The organism is Christiangramia lutea, assembly GCF_022489035.1.
In the GTDB taxonomy this organism is placed as follows: Bacteria; Bacteroidota; Bacteroidia; order Flavobacteriales; family Flavobacteriaceae; genus Christiangramia; species Christiangramia lutea.
Genome location: NZ_JAKVTV010000001.1, coordinates 621,151 through 647,400, shown reverse-complemented (window position 1 = coordinate 647,400; position 26,250 = coordinate 621,151). Strand labels below are relative to the sequence as shown.

At 38.3% G+C, this 26,250-nt stretch carries 27 protein-coding genes; 13 read left to right on the top strand and 14 right to left on the bottom strand.

Going from position 1 to position 26,250, the window contains the following annotated elements; translation table 11 throughout:
* The first annotated feature begins 22 nt into the window (after positions 1 to 22).
* Positions 23 to 1,381: an MptA/MptB family glycosyltransferase gene (locus ML462_RS02990; RefSeq protein ID WP_240712244.1), complete on the top strand. Its 1,359-nt coding sequence runs from the start codon at positions 23 to 25 to the stop codon at positions 1,379 to 1,381.
* Here ML462_RS02990 and ML462_RS02985 read toward each other — a convergent pair.
* From ML462_RS02985 to ML462_RS02945, 9 genes are all read right to left on the bottom strand, one after another.
* On the bottom strand, positions 1,378 to 3,129 hold the full coding sequence (locus ML462_RS02985; RefSeq protein WP_240712243.1) for a serine hydrolase: 1,752 nt from the start codon (positions 3,127 to 3,129) through the stop codon (positions 1,378 to 1,380). The two genes, ML462_RS02990 and ML462_RS02985, sit on opposite strands and share 4 nt — an antisense overlap.
* A gap of 148 nt (positions 3,130 to 3,277) precedes the next feature.
* Positions 3,278 to 3,928, bottom strand: a complete 651-nt coding sequence (locus ML462_RS02980) for a lipid-A-disaccharide synthase N-terminal domain-containing protein (protein ID WP_240712242.1) — start codon at positions 3,926 to 3,928, stop codon at positions 3,278 to 3,280.
* A 151-nt stretch (positions 3,929 to 4,079) separates the two neighbouring features.
* Entirely contained in the window at positions 4,080 to 5,051 is a 972-nt protein-coding gene (locus ML462_RS02975; protein WP_240712241.1) for a deoxyhypusine synthase family protein, read from the bottom strand.
* Complete coding sequence (gene speB / locus ML462_RS02970; RefSeq protein ID WP_240712240.1) at positions 5,044 to 5,919, bottom strand: agmatinase; 876 nt, start codon at positions 5,917 to 5,919, stop codon at positions 5,044 to 5,046. Before speB ends, ML462_RS02975 begins: the two co-directional genes overlap by 8 nt.
* 46 nt (positions 5,920 to 5,965) lie before the next feature.
* The gene (locus ML462_RS02965; RefSeq protein ID WP_240712239.1) at positions 5,966 to 7,369 is read right to left on the bottom strand and encodes an arginine decarboxylase; all 1,404 of its coding nucleotides are present in this window, start codon (positions 7,367 to 7,369) and stop codon (positions 5,966 to 5,968) included.
* A gap of 272 nt (positions 7,370 to 7,641) precedes the next feature.
* On the bottom strand, positions 7,642 to 8,526 hold the full coding sequence (locus ML462_RS02960; RefSeq protein WP_240712238.1) for a pseudouridine synthase: 885 nt from the start codon (positions 8,524 to 8,526) through the stop codon (positions 7,642 to 7,644).
* Positions 8,527 to 8,606: 80 nt separating this feature from the next.
* On the bottom strand, positions 8,607 to 9,512 hold the full coding sequence (locus ML462_RS02955) for a geranylgeranylglycerol-phosphate geranylgeranyltransferase (RefSeq protein WP_240712237.1): 906 nt from the start codon (positions 9,510 to 9,512) through the stop codon (positions 8,607 to 8,609).
* Positions 9,513 to 9,521: 9 nt separating this feature from the next.
* The gene (locus ML462_RS02950) at positions 9,522 to 10,460 is read right to left on the bottom strand and encodes a mevalonate kinase family protein (protein WP_240712236.1); all 939 of its coding nucleotides are present in this window, start codon (positions 10,458 to 10,460) and stop codon (positions 9,522 to 9,524) included.
* 50 nt (positions 10,461 to 10,510) lie between these two features.
* Positions 10,511 to 11,593: a diphosphomevalonate decarboxylase gene (locus ML462_RS02945; protein WP_240712235.1), complete on the bottom strand. Its 1,083-nt coding sequence runs from the start codon at positions 11,591 to 11,593 to the stop codon at positions 10,511 to 10,513.
* A gap of 98 nt (positions 11,594 to 11,691) precedes the next feature.
* Here ML462_RS02945 and ML462_RS02940 point away from each other — a divergent pair, with 98 nt between their 5' ends.
* Complete coding sequence (locus ML462_RS02940) at positions 11,692 to 12,171, top strand: TspO/MBR family protein (RefSeq protein WP_240712234.1); 480 nt, start codon at positions 11,692 to 11,694, stop codon at positions 12,169 to 12,171.
* Here ML462_RS02940 and ML462_RS02935 read toward each other — a convergent pair.
* Together ML462_RS02935 and ML462_RS02930 are read right to left on the bottom strand one after the other, a co-directional pair.
* Positions 12,161 to 13,369, bottom strand: coding sequence for a BaiN/RdsA family NAD(P)/FAD-dependent oxidoreductase (locus tag ML462_RS02935; protein ID WP_240712233.1), 1,209 nt, complete (start codon positions 13,367 to 13,369; stop codon positions 12,161 to 12,163). The two genes, ML462_RS02940 and ML462_RS02935, sit on opposite strands and share 11 nt — an antisense overlap.
* Before the next feature lie 59 nt (positions 13,370 to 13,428).
* The gene (locus ML462_RS02930) at positions 13,429 to 14,142 is read right to left on the bottom strand and encodes a glycerophosphodiester phosphodiesterase (RefSeq protein WP_240712232.1); all 714 of its coding nucleotides are present in this window, start codon (positions 14,140 to 14,142) and stop codon (positions 13,429 to 13,431) included.
* A 208-nt stretch (positions 14,143 to 14,350) separates the two neighbouring features.
* Between ML462_RS02930 and ML462_RS02925 the strand changes: the two genes are divergently transcribed.
* A complete protein-coding gene (locus ML462_RS02925) occupies positions 14,351 to 14,872 on the top strand; it encodes a DUF421 domain-containing protein (RefSeq protein WP_240712231.1) in 522 nt (173 codons plus the stop codon).
* Positions 14,873 to 14,913: 41 nt separating this feature from the next.
* Here the strand turns inward: ML462_RS02925 and ML462_RS02920 are convergent, their stop codons facing one another.
* Positions 14,914 to 15,345, bottom strand: coding sequence for a hypothetical protein (locus ML462_RS02920; protein WP_240712230.1), 432 nt, complete (start codon positions 15,343 to 15,345; stop codon positions 14,914 to 14,916).
* A 52-nt stretch (positions 15,346 to 15,397) separates the two neighbouring features.
* On the opposite strand from ML462_RS02920, the gene gntA reads away from it, so the two are divergent.
* From gntA to ML462_RS02905, 3 genes are read left to right on the top strand one after another with little or no spacing between them, the layout of a single operon-like run.
* Positions 15,398 to 16,099, top strand: coding sequence for a guanitoxin biosynthesis heme-dependent pre-guanitoxin N-hydroxylase GntA (gntA, locus tag ML462_RS02915; RefSeq protein WP_240712229.1), 702 nt, complete (start codon positions 15,398 to 15,400; stop codon positions 16,097 to 16,099).
* A gap of 5 nt (positions 16,100 to 16,104) precedes the next feature.
* On the top strand, positions 16,105 to 16,722 hold the full coding sequence (locus ML462_RS02910) for an FMN-binding negative transcriptional regulator (RefSeq protein ID WP_240712228.1): 618 nt from the start codon (positions 16,105 to 16,107) through the stop codon (positions 16,720 to 16,722).
* A 12-nt stretch (positions 16,723 to 16,734) separates the two neighbouring features.
* On the top strand, positions 16,735 to 17,313 hold the full coding sequence (locus tag ML462_RS02905; protein WP_240712227.1) for a DUF1989 domain-containing protein: 579 nt from the start codon (positions 16,735 to 16,737) through the stop codon (positions 17,311 to 17,313).
* Here ML462_RS02905 and ML462_RS02900 read toward each other — a convergent pair whose 3' ends face one another.
* Both ML462_RS02900 and ML462_RS02895 read right to left on the bottom strand, forming a co-directional pair.
* Positions 17,314 to 18,027, bottom strand: a complete 714-nt coding sequence (locus ML462_RS02900) for a TerC family protein (RefSeq protein WP_240712226.1) — start codon at positions 18,025 to 18,027, stop codon at positions 17,314 to 17,316.
* Positions 18,028 to 18,122: 95 nt separating this feature from the next.
* On the bottom strand, positions 18,123 to 18,611 hold the full coding sequence (locus ML462_RS02895) for a hypothetical protein (RefSeq protein WP_240712225.1): 489 nt from the start codon (positions 18,609 to 18,611) through the stop codon (positions 18,123 to 18,125).
* 280 nt (positions 18,612 to 18,891) lie between these two features.
* On the opposite strand from ML462_RS02895, the gene ML462_RS02890 reads away from it, so the two are divergent.
* From ML462_RS02890 to ML462_RS02860, 7 genes are all read left to right on the top strand, one after another.
* On the top strand, positions 18,892 to 20,211 hold the full coding sequence (locus tag ML462_RS02890; RefSeq protein WP_240712224.1) for a sugar porter family MFS transporter: 1,320 nt from the start codon (positions 18,892 to 18,894) through the stop codon (positions 20,209 to 20,211).
* A gap of 12 nt (positions 20,212 to 20,223) precedes the next feature.
* A complete protein-coding gene (locus ML462_RS02885) occupies positions 20,224 to 21,837 on the top strand; it encodes a glycoside hydrolase family 32 protein (protein ID WP_240712223.1) in 1,614 nt (537 codons plus the stop codon).
* A gap of 120 nt (positions 21,838 to 21,957) precedes the next feature.
* Positions 21,958 to 22,368 (top strand): GNAT family N-acetyltransferase, encoded by a 411-nt coding sequence (locus ML462_RS02880; protein ID WP_240712222.1) that lies wholly within the window; start codon positions 21,958 to 21,960, stop codon positions 22,366 to 22,368.
* A 4-nt stretch (positions 22,369 to 22,372) separates the two neighbouring features.
* On the top strand, positions 22,373 to 23,269 hold the full coding sequence (locus ML462_RS02875) for a carbohydrate kinase family protein (protein WP_240712221.1): 897 nt from the start codon (positions 22,373 to 22,375) through the stop codon (positions 23,267 to 23,269).
* A gap of 284 nt (positions 23,270 to 23,553) precedes the next feature.
* On the top strand, positions 23,554 to 24,213 hold the full coding sequence (locus ML462_RS02870; protein ID WP_240712220.1) for a receptor L domain-containing protein: 660 nt from the start codon (positions 23,554 to 23,556) through the stop codon (positions 24,211 to 24,213).
* A 187-nt stretch (positions 24,214 to 24,400) separates the two neighbouring features.
* Positions 24,401 to 25,612 (top strand): PorT family protein, encoded by a 1,212-nt coding sequence (locus ML462_RS02865; protein WP_240712219.1) that lies wholly within the window; start codon positions 24,401 to 24,403, stop codon positions 25,610 to 25,612.
* Between the two features lie 144 nt (positions 25,613 to 25,756).
* Positions 25,757 to 26,239, top strand: a complete 483-nt coding sequence (locus tag ML462_RS02860) for a hypothetical protein (protein WP_240712218.1) — start codon at positions 25,757 to 25,759, stop codon at positions 26,237 to 26,239.
* The last annotated feature ends 11 nt before the right edge of the window (positions 26,240 to 26,250 follow it).

The window sequence follows — 26,250 nt, the reverse complement described above, 5'->3', positions numbered from 1 at the left end:
GCCGAAAGCTTACTGCTCTTCAATGGATCTGAGAACCTTAAAACTTTATAAGTTTCCCATTCTAATGGCACTTTCCTGTGCTGCATTTTATTTCGCCTTTGCTTACGATTTAAATAGATCAGACTTTTTCAAACTGATAGGTCTCTACGGAGCTTTGTTTTTTCTGAGTTTTAAGCTGATACAACAGTTGAAAACCAAACTAAAATTACTGGTAATTCTTGCGGTATTATTCCGATTGGTATTTCTTTTTGTTTTGCCGAATCTCTCGCAGGATTATTTCAGGTTTATCTGGGATGGCAGACTTATCGCTGAGGGCTGGAACCCTTATCAGTATATCCCGAATGATTTGATCCAACTTCAGACATTTAATATTTCACAGGCAAAAGAATTGATCCAGGGAATGGGCAGTTTAAGCGCGGGGCATTATTCCAATTATCCGCCATTAAATCAGTTGATATTCGCGATTGCAGGCTGGATTTCAACTTCGAGTATACTGGGATCAGTTATTATTTTCAAACTGATTATAATTCTTGCGGATATCGGGACTTTTATCCTCGGAAGGAAATTATTGAAGTCCATCGGACTTCCCGAACATCGCATCTTCTGGTATATCTTAAATCCTTTTATCATTATCGAGATGACCGGAAACCTGCATTTCGAATCGGTCATGGTATTCTTGTTAATACTATCTCTCTATCTTTTACATCAAAAAAAGTGGATTTGGAGTGCCATCATTTTCGGACTTTCAATTTCAATTAAGCTTCTTCCGTTAATGTTATTGCCGCTATTATTCAGGTTTTTTACTTCTGATAAAACTTCATTGAATTTTCTGAAGCTTATCGCGTATTATCTAATAATTGGAATAACCGTAATTATCTCATTTTTACCTTTTTATTCGCATGAAATCTTTTCAAACTTTATGGCCAGTATAGGCCTCTGGTTCGGAAAATTTGAATTCAATGCCAGTATTTATTACCTGGTTCGATGGATAGGCTTCCAGGTGAAGGGCTATAATATCATCGAAACGGCAGGAAAGGTCCTGCCGCTTATTACTTTTGTAGCTATTCTTGGTTTAAGTTTATTCAGAAAAAAAATGGATTTTAAAAGACTGATCGAAAATATGCTTTTTGCAGTGACGGTCTATCTTTTGCTTTCCACTACGGTGCATCCTTGGTATCTGGCAATTCCATTGATGTTAAGTCTCTTTACAGAATTCCGGTATATGATCGTATGGACCGCAGTTGTCTTTATTAGCTATTTCGCTTATTCCAATCCAGAATTCCAGGAGAATTTGTGGTTAGTTGCACTTGAGTATTTTATTGTCCTGTTTTATATCGTGAAGGAGCTTAAACAAGGTCCCAAAAAGGTAACTATAGTTTAGTTGTTATAAGGGATATAATTTTCCCATTTCCATGGCGTGTATTCATCTTTTAAAGCAACTTCCAGCAGTTCCTTGAATATACCACCACTATTCTGGCTATTGGTCATCATTAATATTCCTTTACCAGTTTCCGGGAATAATACTGAATGATGTTGAAATCCGTTACCATATCCTTCCTTGAAAACGGCCCAGCCGTAGGGTGTTTTAAACATTCCCCATCCTAACCCATACGATAACTCAATGTCATCATTTTCTGAAGTAACTTCTCTGGCTAATGGCCCGAATTGGCTTTTGAATCTGATTCTTATCTGAGGTGTAAAGATTTCATTCCAGGAGTTAGAAGTAAGAATTTCTCGGTTCAAAACAGCCAGGAGAAACTTATTGTAATCTTCTAGTGTGGTTTCTAAAGTACTGGGAGCACGAGGCTCATTATCTTTGTCTTTCTGGTATGCCTGTCCTTCTTCATTATGCCCATAAGCATAGTCTGGCTCAAATTCTTCCTTCCATTGATAACTTGAACTATTCATTTTTAAAGGTTCAAAAACAATTCTTTGAGCCAGCTCCTCGAAACTTTTTTCAGTAAGTTTTTCAAGAACAACTTGCAGATAAACCATCCCTTCTCCTGAATATAGATACGATCTTCCAGGTTCTTGCTTCACTCTAAGCATTTTATCGTCTTCGAAAAATCTCCAATTTGGGAATCCACTGGTATGAGCCATGCACATTCTGGCAGTAATCTTGTGATACAGGGAATCTGTTTCCAGATCTGAATAGTCATCATGCCAATCAGCCTTAGGTGCGTATTCATATATCTTCTTTGGAAGATAAGATTGTAATGGTGTATCAAGATCTATCACGTCTTCCTCAACAAGCTTCATTACGATAACGCTAAAAACCGCTTTGCTTAAAGAAGCTCCGTAAATATTCGAGCTGTCGGTAAGCTTTAGTTTTTCATTATTGAATCTATATCCAAAAGCTTCGGTAAAGGCAATTTTATTTTCATTGAAAATTGTGAAATTCATTCCGGGGACATTGGCTTCCAGCATTAACTGTTTTATCTTTTTGGAAAGCGAATCTGTAGTTATAACTGAATCATCCAGTCTTTTAATCTCCTGAGCTGTCCCTGTAAAATTGATGCCTATTAAACAAATAATAACAGCTATGGCTTTCTTAGAAATAGATTTCTTGCGGGAAATAAATGGAATCGAAAAAGGGTAATAGCATTTATCCTTATTTATTACGAATATCAGGTTCAATAGCATAATAATTACAGCTAAAGGGAGAACACTTATAAACAGGAAAAAACCAGCACCTTCGATGGTAACCAGTGAAATAAAAGAGAGAATTATCGCAATAACAACAGTGATCTGAAAATTGATCACCTTTCTACCGTGTTCATAGTATATTTTGTTATCCTCTCTCTTGTGAATCCACAGGAACAGTGGAATGAAAATATTGAATAGGGGGAGTACAAAACCTATAAATGGTGTTGCGTGAAAAAGTATAAGCCACTTTTTCTGAATGTTTTCTTCTTTTGGATTATCAAGAGGGATTAGCTCATCTACCTCAATTTCTAATGCAGCAGCGATTAATTTCACCGTTTGAAGATGAGGTTCGGTTTCACCCTTTTCTATACGCTGAATTGTTCGAACGGTGACATTGGTTATATTTGAAAGCTCTTTTTGAGTAAGCCCTTTTAATTTCCTTTGGTAGATCAGGTTTCTGGCAATCGAATTATTTGCTTCCATGATTAAATTGTTTTGAAACAAATTTAGACACCGAACCTTGAAATTAAGGTGACATTTGGGTGTCACCTTAATGTCATTTCCTTTAATAATAGTCGTTCCAGAAGGTTTTGATGATCTGTTTCAAATAGATGGTAAAAATAAGAAAATTTTAAGCTTCAAATTTTTCACCTATTTGAGCGTCAGAATTTTTGAGTAGGTACATGTCTCTTATGTAAATGATCGCTCCGAAGAAGTGAGCCGCGATAAGTACCGGGTCATGTCTTAATATTCCGTAGGAGAATAAAAGGCAGGCTCCAATAAGGCTTAAGATCCAAAATCCCATGGGGAGCTCGGATTCCTGATGTTTTTCAGAATAATACCACTGATAGAAGAATCTGGAGGTATAAACGAATTGAGCCAGTACTCCCAATCCTATTACCCATCCGGGGATATTTCCTGTGCTAAGCAATACATCATCCCAGGTAAGGGTTCCAAAGAAAATAATATAAGCGGTAATTCCAATTGGAAAAGCGATCACGAGTGATTTAAAAAAAATGTTTCTGTTCTTCCATTCGCCCATTAAGTTCAGGTTTCGCCAATAGATGCCATAGATCAAAAACTGACCGAGCATAATAGCAAAATCTTCTCGCAGATATCCATAAGTGAAAAGCAGGATAGAAGCAAGTAAACTTAATTTCCAGAAAAGTACCGGAGTTTCTACTTTTTTGGCTTTTTCAGATAAGAACCATTGAGAAATAAGCCTGGCAGAGAACAGAAGTTGGGCTAAAAACCCGATCGCGAAAATTGGCCAGTCCTGCATAGGTTAGAAATAATTAAGCAGTTCAATATTAATCAATTTTCAATACGGAACAGCTTTAACTCTTTGCAATAATTTGTTAATTCCCTATTCAGTAGAAACTAAAGACCTCACAGGTTTTAAAAACCTGTGAGGTCTGCTATTAAAAGTTTTTCTACATATCCAGCAGATATGCAAAAACAAGGGGAGCAACTATGGTTGCGTCACTTTCAATTATATGTTTTGGCGTATTGATGTCCAGCTTACCCCAGGTGATCTTTTCGTTGGGCACTGCACCTGAGTAAGATCCGTAACTAGTTGTGGAATCTGAGATCTGGCAGAAATAACTCCAGAATGGAGTATCTGTTCTTTCCATATCCTGGTACAACATAGGTACTACACAAATCGGGAAATCTCCGGCGATACCACCACCAATCTGAAAGAATCCAATTCCGTTTTTGGAATTATCGGTATACCAGTCGGCAAGGAAAGTCATGTATTCAATACCAGACTTCATGGTGCTTGCTTTTAACTCGCCTTTTAAAACGTAAGAAGCGAAAATATTTCCTAGCGTAGAGTCTTCCCATCCTGGAACAACCATTGGAAGGTTCTTCTCGGCTGCGGCATACATCCAGGAATCCTTAAGATCGATTTCATAATGTTCTTCCATCACTCCGCTTAATAGAAGCTTGTGAAGGAATTCATGCGGAAAAAAACGTTCTCCCTTTTCTTCAGCATCTTTCCAGATCTTGAAAATGTGCTCCTGAATTCTTCTAAAAGCTTCTTCTTCAGGAATACAGGTATCGGTTACCCGATTCAGACCTTTTTCCAACAAATCCCATTCCTCCTGCGGAGTGAGATCACGATAGTTTGGAACTCTTTTGTAGTGTGAATGCGCGACAAGGTTCATCACATCCTCCTCCAGGTTGGCACCAGTACAGGAAATGATATGAACTTTATCCTGGCGAATCATTTCAGCAAAGATCTTCCCAAGCTCAGCCGTGCTCATCGCACCGGCAAGGGAAACCAGCATTTTAGAGCCGTTCTCCAGTTGTTTTTCGTAGTCTTTTGCCGCGTCTACAAGGGCTGCCGCGTTAAAATGTAAATAGTATTTCTCAATAAACTGAGATATCTGTCCTTTACTCATCTTCGTCGTCTTCGTTGTAATTTTGATATTTGAATTTGTAGCTCAACATCTTATAGTAAAGCTTAGCTGCAAGGAAATCTGAAGATTTTTCCTTGTCGTTCGGACAAAGCTCCACAATGTCGAAACCAACAACATTTTTCTTTTTGAACATCATCTTTAGGAATTCCAGAGTTTCATACCAGAATAATCCTCCTGGTTCCGGAGTTCCTGTAGAAGGCATTATACTAGGGTCAAAGGCGTCCAGGTCTATAGTAATAAATACGTTCGGCGTCATCTGCCCTATGGCATCATCCTGCCAGTCGTCATAAAGATCATGAGCAAAATATACCTGGTTTTCATCCATATGGTCATTTTCAGAAATATCCATAGATCGGATTCCCACCTGCAAAAGGTTCGTAGTTTTGCTGGCTTCATGCATTGCACAGGCATGATTACATTTAGAACCCTCATATTCTGGTCTAAGGTCGGCGTGTGCGTCTAGCTGAACTACCGTTAGATCTTCAAAAGACTCGTTAAATGCTCTAATGCTACCTATAGAAACCGAGTGCTCTCCACCGAATAAGGTCACAAATTTCTCCTGTTTGATGTAGTTTTTGGTGGTTTTATAAACGGCCTCCACCATCTTTTCTGGAGAGGAATTTTCTGTTACCGGCGGTGCCAGGTAAATACCTTTCTTATAAACCTCGCTTCGGGTTTCAATGTCGTAAAGCTCCATATTCTCGGAAGCATCTAAAAATGCATCAGGGCCTTTATCAGCGCCTTTTTGCCAGGTACTGGTACCATCGTAGGGAACAGGAATCAATACCACTTTTGCTTCGTCTATGCGAGCGTATTTATCGGGTATCCCGGCATAATTCTTTTTGCTCATGGCTAATTAAATTGAATAGTTAGTTGATTATTAAAACTTTAAAATATTAATTGTTTCTGTTATAACCTAAAATGTTCAGCATGTCCTCAGAATTCTGCTGTTCGCTGAAAAGCCTGGTGGTTAATTCGCCATTTTCATCACGGTCTATCAGGATATGCTTAGGCTGCGGAATTAAACAGTGTTGTAAACCTCCGAAACCACCAATGGTATCCTGGTAAGCTCCTGTATTAAAGAAACCAATATAAAGAGGTTTGTCTTTTTTGAACTTAGGCAGGTAAATAGCATTGGTGTGTTGTTCCGAATTATAGTAATCATCGCTGTCACAGGTTAATCCGCCTAAAAGAACCCTTTCATATTCATCGTTCCAACGGTTTACCGCCAGCATCACGAATTTTTTACTTATCGCCCAGGTATCGGGAAGTGTTGTGATAAAAGAGGAATTGATCATATTCCATTTTTCACGATCGTTTTGCTGCTTCTGATATAAAACTTCATAGATCGCGCCACCACTTTCACCTACAGTAAAACTTCCAAATTCAGTAAAGATATTTGGAACGTCCACTTCTGCTTCCTCACAAGTTAGCTTGATTTGGTTGATGATCTCATCTACCATATAGGCATAATCATATTCAAAGGCGAGTGAATTCTTTATCGGAAAACCTCCACCTATATTAAGACTGTCCAGGGTAGGGCAGATCTTTTTGAGAGCGATATAAACTTTTAAACATTTGTTGAGTTCGTTCCAGTAATAGGCAGTATCACGAATTCCCGTATTAATAAAAAAGTGTAGCATTCTCAGGTCTACCTGATTATTATCCTTGATCTGTTTATTATAGAATGGAACAATGTTCTTGTATCCAATTCCCAGCCTGGAAGTATAGAATTCGAATTTTGGCTCTTCTTCTGAAGCAATTCGAATTCCCACCTGGAATTTGTCATTAATTCTTTCTGACAGAAGGTTTAGTTCTTCGTAATTGTCAATTACCGGGAGGCAGTTCTTATGACCGCCATTCAATAACCTACTGATATTTTCAATATATTGATCTCTTTTGAAACCATTGCAGATCACCCATCTGTCATCCGAGATTTTTCCTGTTTCCTTCAGTTTTTCAACAATATTAATATCGAAGGCAGAAGAAGTCTCAATGTGGATGTCATTCTTTAAAGCTTCATTTAAAACATGTTCAAAATGTGAGCTTTTTGTGCAATAACAATAGTTGTAAGCTCCTTTATAATCATGCTTCTCGATGGCTGATTTGAACCATTCTTTAGCTCTGTTTATATTCTGGGAGATCTTTGGAAGATAGGTGAATTTTAGCGGTGCTCCATATTCTTTTACAAGTTCCATGAGATCGATATCATGAAATTTAAGTTGTGCACCATCCAGATTGAATTCTTCCTGAGGGAAATAGTAAGTTTGGTCTATTAGATCGCTGTACTTGGTATTCAATTTAATTAAGAGTTTAAGGGCTAAAAATTAGAGAATATATTAAAAGGTCGAAAGTATCGACTGGTAAATTAATGTTAAGATAAAGTTCAAAGAATCCTCAATGCCCGGGTAAGTTCTCTCAGCATTAGGAATATTGGTAGCTGAAAGGATTTCAGCTTTGTAAAAAATAAATCTGTGCAATTACATAAAAATCGAAATGAGACTAAGCTTTCAGCCTCGTTTTTAAAGCAGTAAATGTATTAAAAAAACAGAATTAAAATTAGAAAAAATTACTAGTGCATTCCAAGGTTAATAACCTCCTGTTCAGTAAGGTTACGATACCTTCCTCTTGGTAAGTCCCTTTTTGTAAGTCCGCCAAAAACAACACGATCCAGGCTTTCCACTTCGTAACCTAAACTTTTGAAGATCCTGGTTACTATATGTTCCTTGATACTATAAAGTTCAATACCAACCTCATTGTGTGGTTTGTCTTCTATAAAGCTGATGCTTGTGATCGCCACTTTTGAACCTTCAATATAGACTCCTCCCTGGATCTTTTCCAAATCTTCGTTAGAAAGGCTTTTGTCAAGATTTACCTGGTAGATCTGCCTGATCCCATTCTTGGGCTTGGCGAGTTTTTTAGCTAGAGTACCGTCATTTGTGAATAATAATAAACCTTTGGCCTGGTTATCTAGTTTCCCAACAGGACTAACTTTTGCTGAAGTTGCTTTAGAAACCAGGTCCATAACGGTGCGGCCTCCTTTTTCCGGATTTCCGGTAACAAAGAAACCGGCTGGCTTGTTAAGAAGGATGTACTCAGGTTTTTCCGGATTTAATCTTCTACCGTCGAAACGTACATCGTCTTCAAGCTTTACACGGTAACCCATTTCGGTGATGGTTTTCCCATTCACGGTAACATTACCTGCTGCAATATACATGTCTGCGTCACGGCGGGAGCAAACCCCCGAATTGGCGATGTATTTATTTAGACGAATTCCTTCAGAATTAGATAATGGACTTTTTTCCATGTTCTTCTTGATGGGTGCATTTCCACGGGCATAGGATTTCTTTTTCTGTCCTCCACCCTGCCTTCCGCTGTAACTTTTGCCTGAAGATCTATTGCCTCTGTTACCAGAAGGTTTACTGTTTTTACCTGAAGATCTATCGTGCCTGCTCATCGCTAAAATTTTTGCAAAGATACATTTTCCCAAATGAGGTGCCCAAGTATTTGAGAAAAGATTTAAACTGAGAGGTTTATCTAAAACACCCTGTTTATCACCTCATCCAGATCTATAAGCAATATACTGAAAACTCCGGTTACAATAATGAGCTTCAAAATATTATGCAGTAAGAGGTATTGCCATTTGGCTTTGCTAAAATAAAGCATTAGAAGGAAAATGATGAGAAGAACCAGGGAAGTGTAAAAGTAGTAGTTCATATACCCGGTCTCGAAATGGGTAATTAGTAAATAGATGGGGATTATAGCAAAAATCGCACATACCGCGAGGCAGAATTTACTCCATTTTTCACCGTAGACCAGGGGAATGGTACGGTAATTCTGAACAAAATCTCCCTGCATGTTTTCCAGGTCTTTCACCAGTTCCCGCATTACGATCATTAGGTAAAGGAATGTAGCGTGGATGAAGATTACGGTTTCGAAATTCTTATAATAAACGAAGATCACGAAAAAAGGAGTGATCGTAAGAATGGATGCGACGAGGTTTCCCAGGAATAGGATCTTCTTTAATCTATGCGAATATAGCCAGATCACGAAAATATATATAGAGAAGAATACCACCGCTCTGAAGGAAACGTAACTGGCAAAAAATATCGCTGCAAAATTCAGTATAAAATAGACCGAAAGTTTAGTGCGCTGACTTACAACGCGGTCCAGCATCGTTTTCTTGGGCCTGTTGATCAGGTCTTTTTCGCTATCATAAAAGTTGTTGATGATATAACCCGAAGCGATCACACTGGAAGAAGCCAGGATCAAAAAGAAAAGGTTAGGATCGAAAAAGACTTCCCTAAGCGGTTTATCGTGGGCTAGAATAAAGGCAGAGGTAAGGTATTGAGCAATTACAACAACCAGAATATTATAACCTCTTACTACTGAAAAGAGACTAAGTACTTTTAGAAGCAAGCGTTTATTCGCTGAAGCTGGCATAAACCTTATTTAGAAGTTGTAAACTACTTCTAAATTATAATCTTTCAGGGCTTTTCTAGCTTTATATATATCCTCGGTGAATCCTAGAATATATCCACCACCGCCAGAACCGCAAAGTTTAAGGTAATAATCGTTTGTCTCGATACCTTTTTTCCAAAGCTTATGGAATTTGGCCGGGATCATTGGTTTGAAATTGTCCAGAACGGTATGGGATAGTTTCTTAACATTTGAGAATAATGATTTCACATCACCTTTTAGGAAATCATCCACACAGGCATCGGTTTGCTTTACAAACTGATCTTTCAGCATTTTTCTGAATGGTTCCTGCTTCATGTTTTCCATGAAAATACTCACCATTGGCCCGGTTTCACCGGTGATTCCACTGTCTAATAAAAATACCGCGCCTGTTCCATTTTCAGTCTGAGAAGGAATTCCGGCAGGCTCGATGTTCTCCTTTGAATTAATAAGGATTGGAATGCTTAAATAAGAATTTAGAGGATCCAGTCCTGAGGATTTGCCATGGAAGAAAGATTCGATTTCTCCAAAGATTTTCTTCAATTTCAATAACTTATCCCTGGTAAGATTTTCAAGAACGGTAATTTTATCGGTTGCATACTTATCATAGATCGCAGCAACTAAAGCACCGCTACTTCCTACTCCATATCCTTGCGGTATACTGGAATCGAAATACATGCCTTTAGAAATATCCTCCCTTAATTCTTCAAGATCGAACTGTACAAGACCGGGATCATTTTCCTGTAGTGCTTCCAGGTAAGCTGCGAACTTCCTTAAATTCTCATTGGATTTGCGGGACTTTTCACTTAGATTTTTATCCAATTTCAAAGCACCATTATAAAAGTTATAAGGAATAGATAAACCTTTGGAATCCTTAATGATTCCGTATTCTCCAAAGAGAAGGATTTTCGAATAAAATAGAGGTCCTTTCATAAGCGTCTATGGTTCTAACCGGTAAATGTTGGCCAATAAACGTACTAAAACTACAATTTTTTTGCGCCACCACCAACTTGGTCGCAAATATACTGCCCGTTTTGACAATATACAACTAACTCATTATTAATGAATTCTAAAACTTTTGATTCCTGGCTTTCGGGATATAATACGTGTACATTGGCTCCTGCGTCTAGCGTAAAGCAAACTGGAATATCATTTTTCTCTCTGAATGCCCAGATCTTATTTATGATTTCCAGCGTATTAGGCTTCATTAAAATAAAATATGGATTACTGCTCATCATCATAGTATGAAGAGTAAGTGCTTCACTTTCCACTAGTCTTATAAAAGCGGAAGTATCACCAGATTTAAGGATCGGGATCATACTTTCCAGGTTTTCATGCGCCTGTGCGAACCTGTTTTCAGCAAAAGGATGACCATGCATAAGACCATGACCTACAGTACTGCTTACCTGCTTTTCACCTTTATCAACTAATAGAATCGTGTCCTTATATGTTTTAAATGTTTCATGAACTTCATAAGGGAATTCCACTGCGTATTCATCTGAAGACCCTTCTATGCTGTCATTTTCTCCCCAAACTACCAGGCGTCCATCAATACTTCTGGAGGCACTTCCAGAACCCAATCTGGCAAGAAAAGATGCTTTTTTTGAGAAATATTCCTCACTAATCTCCGGAAATAATTGTTTTTCCAGGTCCATAATACAAAGGGCAATAGCACTCATTCCGCTTGCCGAAGAGGCAATTCCACTACTGTGAGGGAATGAATTCTCACTATGGATCTCGAAACTGTAGTTTTTTAAATATGGACAATACTTTTCTATGCGTTGAAAGAATTTTTTGATCTTAGGTTTAAAATCTTCCTTTGGTTTACCTTCAAAGTAAAAGTCGAATTCAAAATTATCACCGCCTTTTATTTTTTTTGAAAACCTAAGCTTAGTTGTGCTTCGGCAATTATCCAGGGTAAAACTGATTGAAGGGTTGGCAGGAATTTGATTTTCCTTTTTTCCCCAATATTTAACCAGGGCTATATTGCTTGGTGATTGCCAGGTCACTTCACCCAATTCTACATTTTTAGGCTCCTGTTTAGGGATAAAATCCGTGTGAGTCATCCTCGAAAATTTTTGCCAAAGTTAAACTTTTCTCGGTTTGATACGGGCCATAACAATTCAAATAAATTCCTATTTTAGTGAAATCAACCGGCCAGATTATGACGAGTAAATTGTTCATAAGGAGTTCCTTCGCAGTTGCGATCTGCCTTGTCTTCGGTTTTATGGGGGCAGTCGCTACACATACAGGTGTGGCCGATTGGTATCCTATGCTGGAAAAGCCCTGGTTTCATATCGAGGAAGACCTTTTCAGTTCGATCTGGATTCTAATGTATGTGCTTATGGGCGTTGCTGCAGGAATTGTCTGGAGTAAAGGTTTTTATCACAAGTGGGTGAAAACGGCCCTGTATCATTTTGGTTTTCAACTATTTTTGAACGGTTTCTGGTTTCTTCTGTTTTTCGCCCTTAAAAGTCCGTTTATAGCTTTAATTGACCTTCTATTATTATTTATAGTAATACTCTTTACAATTAAATGGTTTAAAATTGTAAGCCTTACTGCAGCTTATTTACTTATTCCATACGCTGTATGGGTATTATTCGCCTTAGTTTTTAACTTCGCGATCTGGAGACTTAACTCATAGCTTGTGCCGCCAAATATCCACCGGTCCAGGCATTCTGAAAATTAAAACCTCCGGTTATAGCATCTATATTTAAGATCTCTCCGGCGAAATATAGATTTTTATGCAATTTGCTTTCAAAGGTTTTGAAATTCACCTCTTTTAGGTCAATACCACCGGCGGTAACAAATTCCTCCTTAAAAGTGCTTTTACCTTCAACAGCGAAAATAGCTGAGGTTAATTGTTTAGATAAGTTCATTAACTGATCTTTATTGAGATCTGCCCATTTGATTTCAGTTTTTATCCTGGAAGAGGAAACTAAACTTTGCCATAATCTTTTTGGAAGTTCAAATTGAGCTCTTTTGGTTACCTGTTGTTTCGAATTGGCGAATTTGATTTCCTTTAATAGGTCAAGGATCTCATTTTCTGAATATCCCGGCAACCAGTTCACATTTATTTTAAAGTTATATTTCAGTTTGTTCAATTCCCTTGCGCCCCAGGCTGAAAGTTTTAAGATCGCCGGGCCGCTCATGCCCCAATGTGTGATTAAAAGCGGTCCCGAGCTTTCCAGGTTTTCGCCTATTATTTTAACCTCGGCATCTGAAGCTATCCCGGCCAGGTTCTCGATTCTTGGATCTCTTATATTGAAAGTGAACAATGATGGTACTGCCGGAACAATTGAGTGTCCCATTTTCTGAAGTAAATTCCAGACTTTGGAATTGCTTCCCGTTGCCAGCATGATCTTTTCAGAACTGAAATTGTCGGTATTCGTTTCTATTCGCCATTCTCCGTTTTGCTGACTCAATTTTTTTAGACTTTGCCCATTCTTAATTTCGATATTCAGCCTTTTGCATTCTCTTTTAAAACAATCAATAATAGTTTGGGAGCTATCCGAAACCGGGAACATTCGCCCATCTTCTTCTGTTTTCAATTCGATTCCGCGTTCCTCGAACCAGCCAATGGTATCTCCGGTCATGAATTTGTGGAAAGGACCCCGAAGTTCTTTTTCTCCCCGGGGATATCTTTTAACGAGTTCGGCAGGAATGAATTCGGCATGGGTGACGTTACAACGTCCACCCCCTGAAACTCGAACTTTAGTAAGAACTTCTTTTCCACGTTCGAGAATTAGAATTTTAAGTTCCGGGTTATTTTCCGCTGCATTAATAGCTGTAAAAAAACCAGCGGCTCCACCGCCCACAATTATAATGTTGTAATTGTCCAAATTCAGGATTTATATTAGAGGGCAAAAATAGTTAGAACTTCCTGTCTTTTGAAATTAGATTAGCAATTAAGGCTTAAAAGTGGATTGTGCAGCCTGTTGGGAAAATCTGAAATAATCCCATCTACCCCGAAATCTATCATTCGCCTGATGTCTTCTCTTTCGTTCACAGTCCATACATTGACTTTGAAACCAGCATCCTGACTCAATTTTGTATGGTCCCGGGTGATGATGCCAAGCGAAGGGTGAATAGCTACCGCATTTAATTTTTTTCCTAATTCTATCGCTTCGGGAACACTGGCTTTACTCAGTACCGCTATAGGAATTTCGGGGTCTAGTTTCCTGGTCTCGAACAACTCATTTTTCTGAAAGCTGGAGATAATAAAATCTGAATATTTCCAGCTGCCTGCTTTGATCCTGTCCTTTACGATTTTACATACAGGCGCTGCCGTGTTAAGACCTTTCAGCTCTATGTTTATCATGCATTTTCCCTCGATAAGATCCAGGACTTCGGTTAATAAAGGGATCTTATATCTGCCCTCAATCCTTAATTTTTTGATGATCTCGGCAGGTCTTTTAGCTATTTCGCCACTTCCATCGGTAGTTCGATCCAGGGTGAAATCATGGATCACCCACAGTTCTCCGCTAGCGCATTTATGAACATCTATTTCAATGGCATCTACCCCAATTTCCAGGGCTTTCTGAATACTTTCCAGGGTATTTTCAGCCATATGGCCTTTAGCTCCTCGATGCCCTATCTTTAAAAAATTGTTCATGTTCAAATGTATTCAATTAATTCATTTCATCTGAATGTTACCTCTATCGGTAATATTAATTCAAAATTGAGAAAGGATTATGACTGCTTAACATTTAATTAATTAGCTCTGGTTGTAATTTAGTGCCTTAACCAACCAAAAAACCGAATGAATAAGTCTTTACTCCATCCAGGTCTTAACTTATTATGCCTAATTAAAATTTATTGAAATGGATAAATGGTTCGCTTTTAAGGAAACAGATCTGCTGGCAATAATCCTGACTGCAATTGGGGTCTATTTAGCTACAATAATTTTCACCCGTCTTGCAGGTAAACGCAGTTTTTCAAAAATGTCGAGTTTCGACTTTGCAATGACGGTGGCCCTGGGCTCGATGATAGCCACTACCGTACTGTCCAAAAGTGTCAGTTTATGGGATGGTGTTGTAGGAATGGCAATTGTCTATTTTCTGCAGCTTTTTGTGGCTATTCTAAGACGATTCCGGGTTATTAAAAAAACTGTAGACAATAATCCATTAATGTTGATGGAAGGTGAAAAGATTTATCATGAAAACCTGAAGAAGGCAAGGGTGACCGAGGAAGATCTTAGGTCAAAGCTCAGGGAAGCAAATGTAATTCGGCTAAAGGAGGTAAGAGCAGTTATTTTTGAGGCCACGGGTGACATTTCTGTTTTACATACTGAAGATGAGAATGAAGAAGTAGAAGGCTGGTTGATCCAGGATGTAAATAAGTAGTTACAAATTTCCGAAGTATAGGAATTCAGTGAAATTTGATCTCACATTATAAAGGCGATCGCTCCTGCTGCAAAAAGAACATGTGCGATGAATAATTGAATATAGAATTCGTTGAGGTTCACATCTGGAGGTCTTGGCGAAATGTAGAACATTAAATGCCAGCTAAGAATAGCCATGGCACCAGTGATAATGCCATATAAAAAAATCGAAAGAAAAGATATTCGGAAAGAAAAGATGAGATGAAAAAGATAAAAAAGGGTCATAAGGATAATACCGATTGAAAAATGAACCACCCAGCCAATAAAAGAATTATTGGAGGGGTTCATATGTTCGTGGCTGGATCGCCTTAAGATCATATTAAGCAGTTTGGGCTCTTTGAATTGTCTGGACCTTACCTTGGAAAGAAAATAGCTGAAGGCGGTCATTAAAACTGTACCTAAAACTCCTGCTAATATGACTTGAAATAGTTCCATTGAAATAAAGATAATTCAAATTGCAAAAAAATCATAAAATATTGATATACAGATGAGTGTGTTATTAGAAAAGGTAGAGAGAGGAAGGGCAAATCTGAAAGGATTTAATCCTGCCAGGTTGAAAAGTGATTTTAAGAATTTTATTTTGAATAAAGACCATCCCTGTATAATGGCTAAAACCGTTATTAGTATGGATCAGTTAGAAATTATGGCTTATCATGATTTAGGTTCGGCTGAAACTGCTGAAATCCTGCTTAAAGATCTTGAAACCTATGTTAAAAATTACGATTTCGAATCTAATGATTTCAGGACCTTTTTAGCCGTATTTCCAGAATCCATAAAATATTCCGAGATTGAATTTGAAAAGCTTTTATGGAAACAGCTGGAAAAACTACATAAGAAGGATAGCAAAGAATGGGATCATGCAGTAAGTTCAGATCCAGAAAATGATAATTTCAGTTTTAGTATTGCAGGAAAAGCATTTTATATTGTTGGTATGCACCCCGGTTCCTCCAGGAAAGCCAGGCAAAGTCCTTATCCCGCTATTGCCTTTAACCTGCACTGGCAGTTCGAGAAACTCAGGGAAATGGGGAGTTTCGAAATGGTGAGGGATAGGATAAGGGAGAGAGACAAGGCTTTGCAGGGCAGTATAAATCCTATGCTGGAAGATTTTGGTTCTAACAGCGAAGCGAAACAATATAGCGGTAGAAAAGTTGGGAACGATTGGAAATGTCCTTTTCTTAGCGGTAATTAAGAAAGATGTACCGACCAAAAAAATATACCAAAGACGAACCGGAATTTATAGTTCCGTTTATTCAGCAGCATCCATTCGCGACTTTCATGATAAAAGGGGAAGAACTAATGGCGACCCATATTCCTGTGCTTTTAAAAGGCGACAATAAAAACTGGAAGCTGTACTCCCATATAGCCAATCATAATAAGCAAAAGGAACTTTTAAAGGGCGGAGCTGAGGCTCTGGTCATATTTCATGGTCCCCAGGCTTATATCTCATCCTCATGGTATAGAGAAAAGGATATAAGTACCTGGGATTATTCTGCGGTTCATGTAAATGCGAAAATAAAGATTCAGACCTCGTCAGAACTGGAAGAATCTCTAGAGGCACTGGTTTCCTATTTTGAAAAAGATCAGCAAAAGCCACTTTATTACAAGGATATACCTGAACCAATGCTAAAAGAGCATTTGCCATTAATTACAGGATTTTGGCTAGAGCCTTACCAAGTTGAAGGGATCGCGAAATTTCACCAATCCTATCCAAGACATGATGTAGAATCTGTGGTGGATAAGCTCAAAAATTCTGATGACAGCATGCAGCAAAAACTGGGTGAGGAAATTCAGAAAGAACACAAAATAAAATAAAGAGGCGTTAGAATGAACATTATAGAAAAACAGAGCGGAGCTGCTTTTAAAATTCAGAAAGGTCAGCGATTAAAAGTAGTCGACCCAAAAGGAGAGCAGGTGAGCGATATGGTTTTGTTCAATGCAAAGGATAAGCGTGAGAAAATTTCGAGCGGGAAGACCCTGGATTTTGAAGAAAATATACTCATTACCAAAGGAGATTTTCTATGGAGCAATCGTAGCAATAAAATGATGGAGATACTGGAAGACACGAATGGGAGAAATGATTTCCTACTCGCTCCCTGCAGTCCGGAAACTTTTAAGATTATGTATGGGAATAATGATTATCATCCCAGCTGTTTTGAAAACCTGTATACCAACCTTAAGAAATTCGACATTGAGCCAGATGATATTCCCACAGCATTCAATATATTTATGAATGTGCAGTTTCAGCCCGATGGTAAACTAAGCGTAGATCCGCCCTTAAGCAAAGCGGGAGATTATGTGATCTTTAAAGCCCAAATGGACCTCGTCGTAGGCCTAACCGCCTGTTCTGCTGAAGACAGTAATGGCGGGAGTTTCAAACCGATACATTACGAAATATTGGAGTGATCAGTTCTTTTTCCTGTACCTCATATTTAGCATTTCTATGGCCAGAGAGAAGAAAACCGCGAAATAGATATATCCCTTCGGAACATGATAATGGGCTCCCTCTACGATCAACATCACGCCTATAAGTATTAAAAACGATAAGGCCAGGATCTGAATGGTTGGGTGTTTATTCACAAATTCTCCCACGGGTCTTGCAAAAATCATCATTACAATAATTGCCACTACCACGGCAATGATCATTAGAATGATCTCATCGGTTAGACCTACAGCAGTTAAGATAGAATCGAAGGAGAATACCAGGTCCAGTAATACGATCTGAACAATCGCAGCACTAAAACTCATTGTTTTAGATTTTTTACCATTTTCAGGATTGCCTTCCTGACCTTCTACTTTATGATGGATCTCCAGCGTACTCTTTACCAATAAAAAGATTCCTCCGGCGATAAGAATGATGTCACGCCAGCTTAATTCAAATCCAATCAAAGTTACAATTGGTTCTTTTAAGCCTATAATCCAGGTGATGCTTAATAGAAGAAGAATTCTCATTATCAGTGCTAAGGATAATCCTCCCAGCCTTGCTTTTTTCTGATTTTCTTCTGATACTTTTCCTGCTACCAGCGAAATAAAAATTATATTATCTATCCCCAGAACTATTTCCAGAAAGGTAAGGGTTAGCAGGGCTACCCAGGTATCGGGCTGTAAAAAAATTTCCATAGTAAATTGGTTGGATCGGCACCAAAATTATACAAAAATCAACAGGTTGTAGTTAAATTTATTACAAAGGAAATATACCGGGAATAAGAATGATTTTATTCTTTAAAACCGAACTTAAAACTTATCCCGCCATAAACCGAAAACTGGTAAAAGTCGTAATCTGTACGCCAGCGATTTTCACCTCTTAAGTAAATGAAAAAACGATCGAAATGATATTCAGCCCTGGCATTAAAGGCTAGAGAGGGATAGACTTTCCACGGACGGCTAATAAGAGAAAGTGAAATATCGGCAACAGGGATCAGTTTCTTGCCCGGCCTAACCACAAACCCAGGATTTACTCCCAGGGAAGCATATCTTATCGCTGTAAATGTTTCGTAATAGGCGATGAGACTAAAGCCGGCATTTCGATAGCCCAGGCTAAAAGTGCCATCGTAAGCTACATCGTTCACCGTTCCTCCTATGGTAGCGTTCCTAAGATCTACCCCAGTGCCGGCGAACCAGTAAGTATCTTCCCGGGTTAGCCAGGGTTGGGAGAATCCACAAACCGGAACCAGAAAAAGCATAAATAGTAAAAGTCTCTTCATTCATCAAGGGAATAATAAGTATATGCTTTGTTTGTCTCAGAAGTTTTAGATTTCGATGGTTAATCGAATGAAAATAAGTGGATTATAATATAAAGCTATTTATTGGTTATTAATCCTAAGGTGTTGTGAAATAAAAATTGATTTTTATAATAAAATCGAGATAAATTTTTAAAAAATCTTTAAATTTTCCGAGGCTTCTTTAACGATCAGGTTGAAATTCCTGTAAATTGATAAGAATAGACCTTTATATCACTATTTTATAAGATTTAAATTAGTTTCTATGAATAAAATCCTTATCTGGTCTATTAGCGCCGCCTTAGCCGGTTTTTTATTTGGTTTTGACACGGTAGTCATTTCAGGAGCAGATAAGCAACTGCAGGAATTATGGAATACCTCTGATGCTTTTCACGGCTCGGTAGTTATGGCTATGGCTCTTTGGGGAACCGTGGTAGGTGCGATCTTCGGTGGGATTCCAACCAATAGGTTTGGAAGAAAGAACACATTGTTAATTATCGGAATCCTTTACTTTGTCTCGGCTTTAGGTTCTGCCCTGGTTGATGATCCCATTAGTTTCGCTGTTTTCAGATTTTTAGGCGGACTGGGGGTTGGAGCTTCTACCATTGCGGCACCGGCTTTTGTTTCTGAGATCGCTCCGGCAGATCAAAGAGGGAAACTGGTATCGCTGTACCAGTTCAATATCGTTTTAGGTATTCTTATCGCATTTTTATCAAACTATCTTCTTCGAAATACCGGTGATGAGCCCTGGCGATGGATGGTAGGTGTAGAAGCCATTCCGGCTTTCCTGTATATCATTTTTGTTTTTATGATTCCAAGAAGTCCGCGGTGGCTGGTATCGAAGGGCAGGTTCCAGGAGGCTGAAAAAGTTCTGGCGGTGATCCATCCAGATATGGACATTAAAATGAAACTTCAGGAAATCAAAGACCTGGATCAAAATGAACTTACCGGGGAGAATATCTTTATGAAAAAATATCGTTTCCCATTGATTCTGGCATTTTTGATTGCATTTTTTAACCAGGTTTCCGGGATAAATGCATTTCTGTATTATGCTCCAAGGATCTTTGAATCTGCTGGTTTGGGGCAGAGTACGGCTTTCCTCAGTAGTATTGGAATTGGAGTGGTGAATCTCCTTTTTACCTTATTAGGAGTATTCCTGATAGATAAACTGGGAAGGAAGCAATTGATGCTTTTTGGATCCATCGGATATATAATTTCACTTTCCCTGGTAGCAGCAGCCTTTTTTCTGAACTGGGGTGGCATGTCGGTTCCTATTTTCCTGTTCCTGTTTATTGCCTCTCATGCCATAGGCCAGGGTGCGGTGATCTGGGTATTTATTTCTGAAATTTTCCCGAATCGATTACGTGCTTCGGGGCAGGCTTTTGGATCATCTACTCATTGGGTGCTTGCTGCAATTATCCCTTCAACCATTCCGTATTTATTTACGAACATAGGACCCGGTTATGTTTTCGCGTTCTTCGCCTTTATGATGTTTTTACAATTGCTATTTGTGATCTTTATGATGCCGGAAACCAAAGGGAAATCGCTGGAAGAATTGAGCCTTGAAATGTCTTCTACCAAATAAAACAATTATAATATGAGAAACTTGACCGTTTTAGCCGTTATGGCGATTTTAATATTAACCTCCTGTAAGAATGATCCTAAAAAAGAAGAATCTGAGGATATTGTGGAGATGGAAGTACAGCAGGATGAAGATTTCAGACCTAATTTTCATTTTACCCCGCAAAAGAACTGGATGAATGATCCTAATGGGATGTTTTACCTAAATGGCATCTATCATTTATACTTTCAATATTATCCAGATGATAATGTCTGGGGGCCCATGCACTGGGGCCATGCTACCAGCAAGGATATGATCACCTGGGAGGAACAAGAGATCGCACTGTATCCAGATGAGAAGGGTTATATATTTTCAGGGAGTGCGGTAGTGGACAAGAATAACACCTCAGGTTTTGGTGAGGATGGCAAAACTCCGGTCGTGGCAATATATACCTATCACGACGCGAAAGCCGCGGAAGAAGGTAAAGATCATCAAACCCAGGCAATAGCTTACAGTCTGGATGAAGGGATGACCTGGACCAAATATGAAGGTAACCCCGTAATTTCAAATCCGGGATTAACAGATTTCAGGGATCCTAAAGTAACCTGGGATGATGTTCATAAACAATGGCTGATGGGTTTGGCCACCACAGGAGAAACATTTTTCTATTCATCACAGGATCTGAAGAACTGGGAAAAACTTTCTGAATTTGGTGAGAACACCGGCGCTCATGACGGAGTATGGGAATGCCCTGATATTTTCCAGATGCAGGTTGAAGGCAGTGATGAAACTAAATGGGTATTGATACAAAACCTTAACCCGGGCGGATATAATGGTGGTTCGGGGACCCAGTATTTTGTAGGTGATTTTGATGGTAAAACCTTTACGCCGGAAAAGAATATGGAAGCCCTGGGGGAAAAACATGATTTCTGGATAGACTTTGGAAGGGATAATTATGCCGGGGTTACCTGGTCTAATATTCCCGATGATGACGGCAGGAAACTATTTATAGGCTGGATGTCTAACTGGATGTATGCGGAAAAAGTTCCTACAGAAACCTGGAGAAGCGCTATGACCGTTGCCCGTGAATTGAAACTTATAAAGGAAGATGACCGTTACCTGGTTACCTCCTTGCCTGTGGAGGAATTGAAGAAATACCGTGGGCCTGGAATTGCCAAAAATAATATAGAAGTAAATAATAATAAGGTTGTCCTGAACTCTTCAGAGGTAGACCTGGCTAAAGCCGAGATCAGATTCAGTATTCCAGATCTTAAGGAAACGGCATACAATTTCAGGCTAAGCAATGAGGCCGGGGAGGAGTTCATTGTATCTTACGATCATGCTCAAAAAGAATTTGTGGTGGATAGATCTCATTCCGGGCAAACAAATTTTTCAGAGAATTTTGCTACAGAACGATCTACCGCTCCAAGAATATCTGCCGGCAATGAGCTTGAGGTCATACTTATAATCGATAAAACTTCCATCGAAATGTTCTTCGATAATGGTAAAACCGTGATGACCGAGATCTTCTTTCCAAATCAGCCCTGGACAGAGTTTTCATTTACAACGGCTAATCAGTCTTTTACGGTAAAGGATTTTGAAGCTTTTGAACTGAATTTTCCTGCCAGAACTGAAGAAGGAAATATGTAGCGGCAATACATGAATGTTTAAATCTTAATGAATACTGGATCTTTAGGAAATTATTGGGAAGATAAGAGGTTCGTAAAAGAGTGATTATTTCTATCTTGAATTTTCATTTATTCGAGAATTATGAATATAAAAATAGAGCATCGTAATATGACCGTTCCGGAATATCAATTATTACGGGCGTCTACAGGATGGGAGTCTTTGAACGATGATACCGTGGAAAAAGGAATGCAGGGTTCACTGTTTTCGGTCTGCTTTACCGTAGGTGGAAAAATAGCCGCTGCCGGAAGGATCGTGGGAGACGGGGCTATCTATTTTTATATACAGGATGTGATCGTACTGCCTGAATTTCAGAAGACGGGTTTAGGCGACATGGTCATGATGGAGCTGGAATCATGGCTTAAGGAAAATTCACATCAGAATTCATTCGTAGGTCTTATGGCTGCCGAAGGAGTAAAAGATTTTTACACCCGGTTCGATTATATGGAGCGGGCTGAAACGAGGCCGGGAATGTTCAAGATCATGGAAAAATAGAATTATGGCAAAAAAGGTTAAGGCTGTTTGTTTTGGAGAGATCCTGTATGATGTGTTTCCGGATATGGAACGTATTGGCGGCGCACCCCTGAATGTAGCCAGCAGGCTAAGCAGTATGGGTGTGGAAACCGAAATGATAAGCAGGGTAGGAACCGATGAAAAAGGAGAAAAACTTCTGGAGTACCTTAATTCCCGCAATATTAGAACTGCAAATATTATTAAAGATGAGGTGAATTCAACTGGTGTGGTACAGGTGAAACTCACTTCCAGTGGTTCTGCAACTTACGAGATCAAATATCCTGCTGGCTGGGATAAAATAGAATTTACCGAAACCATGGCTCGTTCAGTTAAGGAGGCGGATGCTTTTATCTTCGGAAGCCTGGTTTGCAGGGATGAGGTAAGCAGGAAAACCTTATTTGAACTTATACCGAAAGCCAGTTACCGTGTTCTGGATTTTAACCTGCGTCCACCGCATTATTCGGAAGAGCATTTAATGGAACTCATGCAGCATGCTGAATTTATCAAATTCAATGACGATGAGCTTTTTGAAATTGCTGGAATAATGGGTTCAAAGTACCACAGCCTGGAGCAGAACCTGCTATTTATGGCCGTAAAATCTAACGCGAATACCATTTGCGTAACCAAGGGGCCACATGGTGCCGTTTTGATGCATGATAAGAAGTTGTATTACAATTCTGGTTATAAAGTGAAGGTAAAGGATACAGTAGGAGCAGGTGATTCATTTTTAGGAACACTACTGGCAAAACTTCTATTGGGAGAAGAACCTCAAAGGGCATTAGATACTGCCTGTGCAATTGGAGCTTTGGTAGCTGGAAAAGAAGGTGCAAATCCTGAAATTTCTGCCGAACTACTTCAAGCTTTTATGGATCCTTATAAATAAGTGGCGTTTCAAAATCTTATTTTTATTCATGAACGTTAGTTGTTTAATTTTAAAAATCCCATTCCGTTTTCACTTCTATAATCATCTTTGAATGAAATGATTACAGGTTTCTATTGAGGGAGTAGCTGCGGGATTGGCCTGATAGCAAGGGATTTGTCTGATTTTATTTTTAAATTGCTTCACCAATAAAGAAACAATCAGCAACAATTCTATTTCATGCCTCTTACGGGTAGGTAGCATTTTAAAATTACTTTTCATCCATGTTTAAACCAATTTTCCGAATCTTGACTGTAGTCTTATTCTGTAACTTTCTGTTTTCCTGTTCAGGAGATGATGAATCTGGTATAAAACCTTATTATGGAAGTGTTAGTTTTAAGACACAAAAAGAGGTAGATTCTTTCGCGGCATTAAATTACACTGCCATTTACGGTAGTTTGGGATTACGAACTGAGAATATTCAAAATATAGAAGGCTTTGAAGAAATAACTCAAATTAATGGAGGTATCTGGATAGAGGGAACAGGGATAAAGGATGTAAATGGTCTAGAAAACTTAAAGGATTTTTCACCAGGCAGTAGTATCATATTATGGTCTAATCCTGAACTGGAAAACCTTGACGGATTTAAGAACCTGCCAGCTAATATGGGTGGTATTATAATTATAGATAACTCTAAGCTTAAGAATGTAGATGGTTTGAGTAACGTTAAATATGCCGATGGGCAAATTTCAATTGCAGATAATGCGAAACTTACAAACCTGGACGGGATTTCCAATGTAGAGCAAATAAAAGAGGGTGAAAAGGTCTTGATCTGGAACAATGCATCTCTCGCGAATTTATGTGGTCTTGAGAACATAGCAGGATTGAGTAGTATTGACCTTGATATCAAGGATAATGCTTTTAACCCATCCAGGCAGGAACTTACAGATGGTAACTGTAGTATGTAAAGGTCAGAAATTTTATAAGAGCCTATATGGATTTATTTTCGACAGTTTCAGGCTTATGTCGCATAATTAAAATAATTACTTTATAGTCAATATTGATTATCAATGTTTATTTCAACTTCATTTATTTTATATCTAAACGTTATTTTTTAGGTGTAAATACTTAGATTTGACGGTCAAACTCTCCCAAATGAAAAAAACCTTAAACCTGGTATTTGCATTTATTTTCTTAAATACCTATTCACAGTCAGATTTTGAAAGCGGATATTTCATCACTGAAACTGGCGAGAAAGTAGATTGTTTAATAAAAAACCTAGACTGGCGAAATAATCCGGACGGATTTAGTTATAAATTATCATCAGATTCTGAAGTTAAAAATGCTGGTATTGAAACTAAGGAATTTGGTATTTATGATGGTACTAGGTTTGAACGCCACAGGGTTAGTATTGATATTTCCAGTGATTTTTTACAGTCCTTAAGCAACGAAAAAGGTCCTGAATTTAGAGAGGATACTTTATTTCTTAAAGCACTTGTTAAGGGTGAGGCTTCCCTTTATTTATACAAAGGGGAAAACCTAATTAGGTATTTTTATGCTATAGGCGATCAAGGGGTAAAACAACTTATTTATAAGCGATTTAAAAGGAATGATAAAATAGCTCGCAATAGTAGCTTTAAAAGACAGTTATATAATGACCTGAATTGTGGTTCCCTGAATTCTGATAAAGTCGCAGGCCTGGATTATGAGAAAAAGGATCTGGTAGCATTTTTCGTAGAATATAATGAATGCACAGACTCTGAGTATACCTTATTCGAATCGAATAAAGAGAGAGACGCCTTCAATCTAAGTATTAGACCGGGCTTACAGATGCAGGAAATAAAAATAGCTAATAGCAGAGATCATGAAGCATATGATTACGGTAGTCAGGTTAATTTTCGATTAGGGGTTGAATTGGAATACATTATGCCTTTTAATAATGATAAATGGAGTATTATCCTTGAACCAAATTATCAATATTTCAATTCGGAGGATGAGATTGAAGTAGATAATGTTTATGGGGGAATACTTAGAACCAAAATAGATTATAGTGCTATCGAAATCCCTCTTGGAATACGTCACTATCTCTTTTTAAGTGAGAAATCTAAACTTTTCGCCAATATTCAATATGTCTGGAGCTTTCCTGAAGATACCGAAATTGAATTTACCCGGGCCGATGGTTCTGATTTAAAATCTTTAAAGATAAGCTCAACCAGGAATATAGATATTGGCTTAGGATATAATCTTCTGGATAAATTTAGTGCTGAGGTGCGATATCATTTCGGAAAGGATATCATGGGAGATTATGTTTTCTGGGAATCGGATTATTCTTCTTTTTCAGTTATAGTTGGTTATAACTTATTCTAAAATAATGTATAGTAAATTAAACCATTGGAAAATAAAATATACCGAACAACGTTTCAACGCTAATAGCCGGAAGCGTTAGTAATAAAATAATTAACTTGATCAAATAACCGGAGCTTCATTCGCATTTAAGACTAATAATAAACTATGATGATAAAGAACATTTTTTATGTAGGTTTTTGTTTCCTCCTTTTTGGCTGTGCTACAGATGATTCAGTTGACTTGCAGGAAGCAGGTTTTTACGGAGACTGGATCGTGGTTTCAGCAGAAACCGATAGAGAAATAGATTACGATCTTGACGGGAATACTTCAACCGATATAACAGAGGATTCTTCTTGTTTCACTATCGAATTAGCATTGAATCCAGATGGCAGTTTTAGAGAAATTATCATGGAAAGGGAAGATGATGATACTGGATTGGATTGCGGAATTAGTGTAAAAACTGGTAATTGGGAATATAACCGGGATTCAAACCTGATCATTCTAAATTACCTGGATGAAAATGGAAATATTGTTATTGCGTTAACCAGTAACTCTATTAAAGACAATGATAGCTTCTATGTTGAAAGGGAATTTACCGATGACCAGGGAAGCTTTATAGCCAATTTACGATTTGGGTTTCTCAATTAAGAATCTATAAA

Bases quoted from the DNA above. Each gene is read 5' to 3' on its own strand.
- ML462_RS02990 (WP_240712244.1), top strand. From the start codon at position 23: ATGGATCTGAGAACCTTAAAACTTTATAAGTTTCCCATTCTAATGGCA.
- ML462_RS02985 (WP_240712243.1), bottom strand. From the start codon at position 3,129: ATGGAAGCAAATAATTCGATTGCCAGAAACCTGATCTACCAAAGGAAA.
- ML462_RS02980 (WP_240712242.1), bottom strand. From the start codon at position 3,928: ATGCAGGACTGGCCAATTTTCGCGATCGGGTTTTTAGCCCAACTTCTG.
- ML462_RS02975 (WP_240712241.1), bottom strand. From the start codon at position 5,051: ATGAGTAAAGGACAGATATCTCAGTTTATTGAGAAATACTATTTACAT.
- speB (WP_240712240.1), bottom strand. From the start codon at position 5,919: ATGAGCAAAAAGAATTATGCCGGGATACCCGATAAATACGCTCGCATA.
- ML462_RS02960 (WP_240712238.1), bottom strand. From the start codon at position 8,526: ATGAGCAGGCACGATAGATCTTCAGGTAAAAACAGTAAACCTTCTGGT.
- ML462_RS02955 (WP_240712237.1), bottom strand. From the start codon at position 9,512: ATGCCAGCTTCAGCGAATAAACGCTTGCTTCTAAAAGTACTTAGTCTC.
- ML462_RS02950 (WP_240712236.1), bottom strand. From the start codon at position 10,460: ATGAAAGGACCTCTATTTTATTCGAAAATCCTTCTCTTTGGAGAATAC.
- ML462_RS02945 (WP_240712235.1), bottom strand. From the start codon at position 11,593: ATGACTCACACGGATTTTATCCCTAAACAGGAGCCTAAAAATGTAGAA.
- ML462_RS02940 (WP_240712234.1), top strand. From the start codon at position 11,692: ATGACGAGTAAATTGTTCATAAGGAGTTCCTTCGCAGTTGCGATCTGC.
- ML462_RS02930 (WP_240712232.1), bottom strand. From the start codon at position 14,142: ATGAACAATTTTTTAAAGATAGGGCATCGAGGAGCTAAAGGCCATATG.
- ML462_RS02925 (WP_240712231.1), top strand. From the start codon at position 14,351: ATGGATAAATGGTTCGCTTTTAAGGAAACAGATCTGCTGGCAATAATC.
- ML462_RS02920 (WP_240712230.1), bottom strand. From the start codon at position 15,345: ATGGAACTATTTCAAGTCATATTAGCAGGAGTTTTAGGTACAGTTTTA.
- gntA (WP_240712229.1), top strand. From the start codon at position 15,398: ATGAGTGTGTTATTAGAAAAGGTAGAGAGAGGAAGGGCAAATCTGAAA.
- ML462_RS02910 (WP_240712228.1), top strand. From the start codon at position 16,105: ATGTACCGACCAAAAAAATATACCAAAGACGAACCGGAATTTATAGTT.
- ML462_RS02905 (WP_240712227.1), top strand. From the start codon at position 16,735: ATGAACATTATAGAAAAACAGAGCGGAGCTGCTTTTAAAATTCAGAAA.
- ML462_RS02900 (WP_240712226.1), bottom strand. From the start codon at position 18,027: ATGGAAATTTTTTTACAGCCCGATACCTGGGTAGCCCTGCTAACCCTT.
- ML462_RS02895 (WP_240712225.1), bottom strand. From the start codon at position 18,611: ATGAAGAGACTTTTACTATTTATGCTTTTTCTGGTTCCGGTTTGTGGA.
- ML462_RS02890 (WP_240712224.1), top strand. From the start codon at position 18,892: ATGAATAAAATCCTTATCTGGTCTATTAGCGCCGCCTTAGCCGGTTTT.
- ML462_RS02885 (WP_240712223.1), top strand. From the start codon at position 20,224: ATGAGAAACTTGACCGTTTTAGCCGTTATGGCGATTTTAATATTAACC.
- ML462_RS02880 (WP_240712222.1), top strand. From the start codon at position 21,958: ATGAATATAAAAATAGAGCATCGTAATATGACCGTTCCGGAATATCAA.
- ML462_RS02875 (WP_240712221.1), top strand. From the start codon at position 22,373: ATGGCAAAAAAGGTTAAGGCTGTTTGTTTTGGAGAGATCCTGTATGAT.
- ML462_RS02865 (WP_240712219.1), top strand. From the start codon at position 24,401: ATGAAAAAAACCTTAAACCTGGTATTTGCATTTATTTTCTTAAATACC.
- ML462_RS02860 (WP_240712218.1), top strand. From the start codon at position 25,757: ATGATGATAAAGAACATTTTTTATGTAGGTTTTTGTTTCCTCCTTTTT.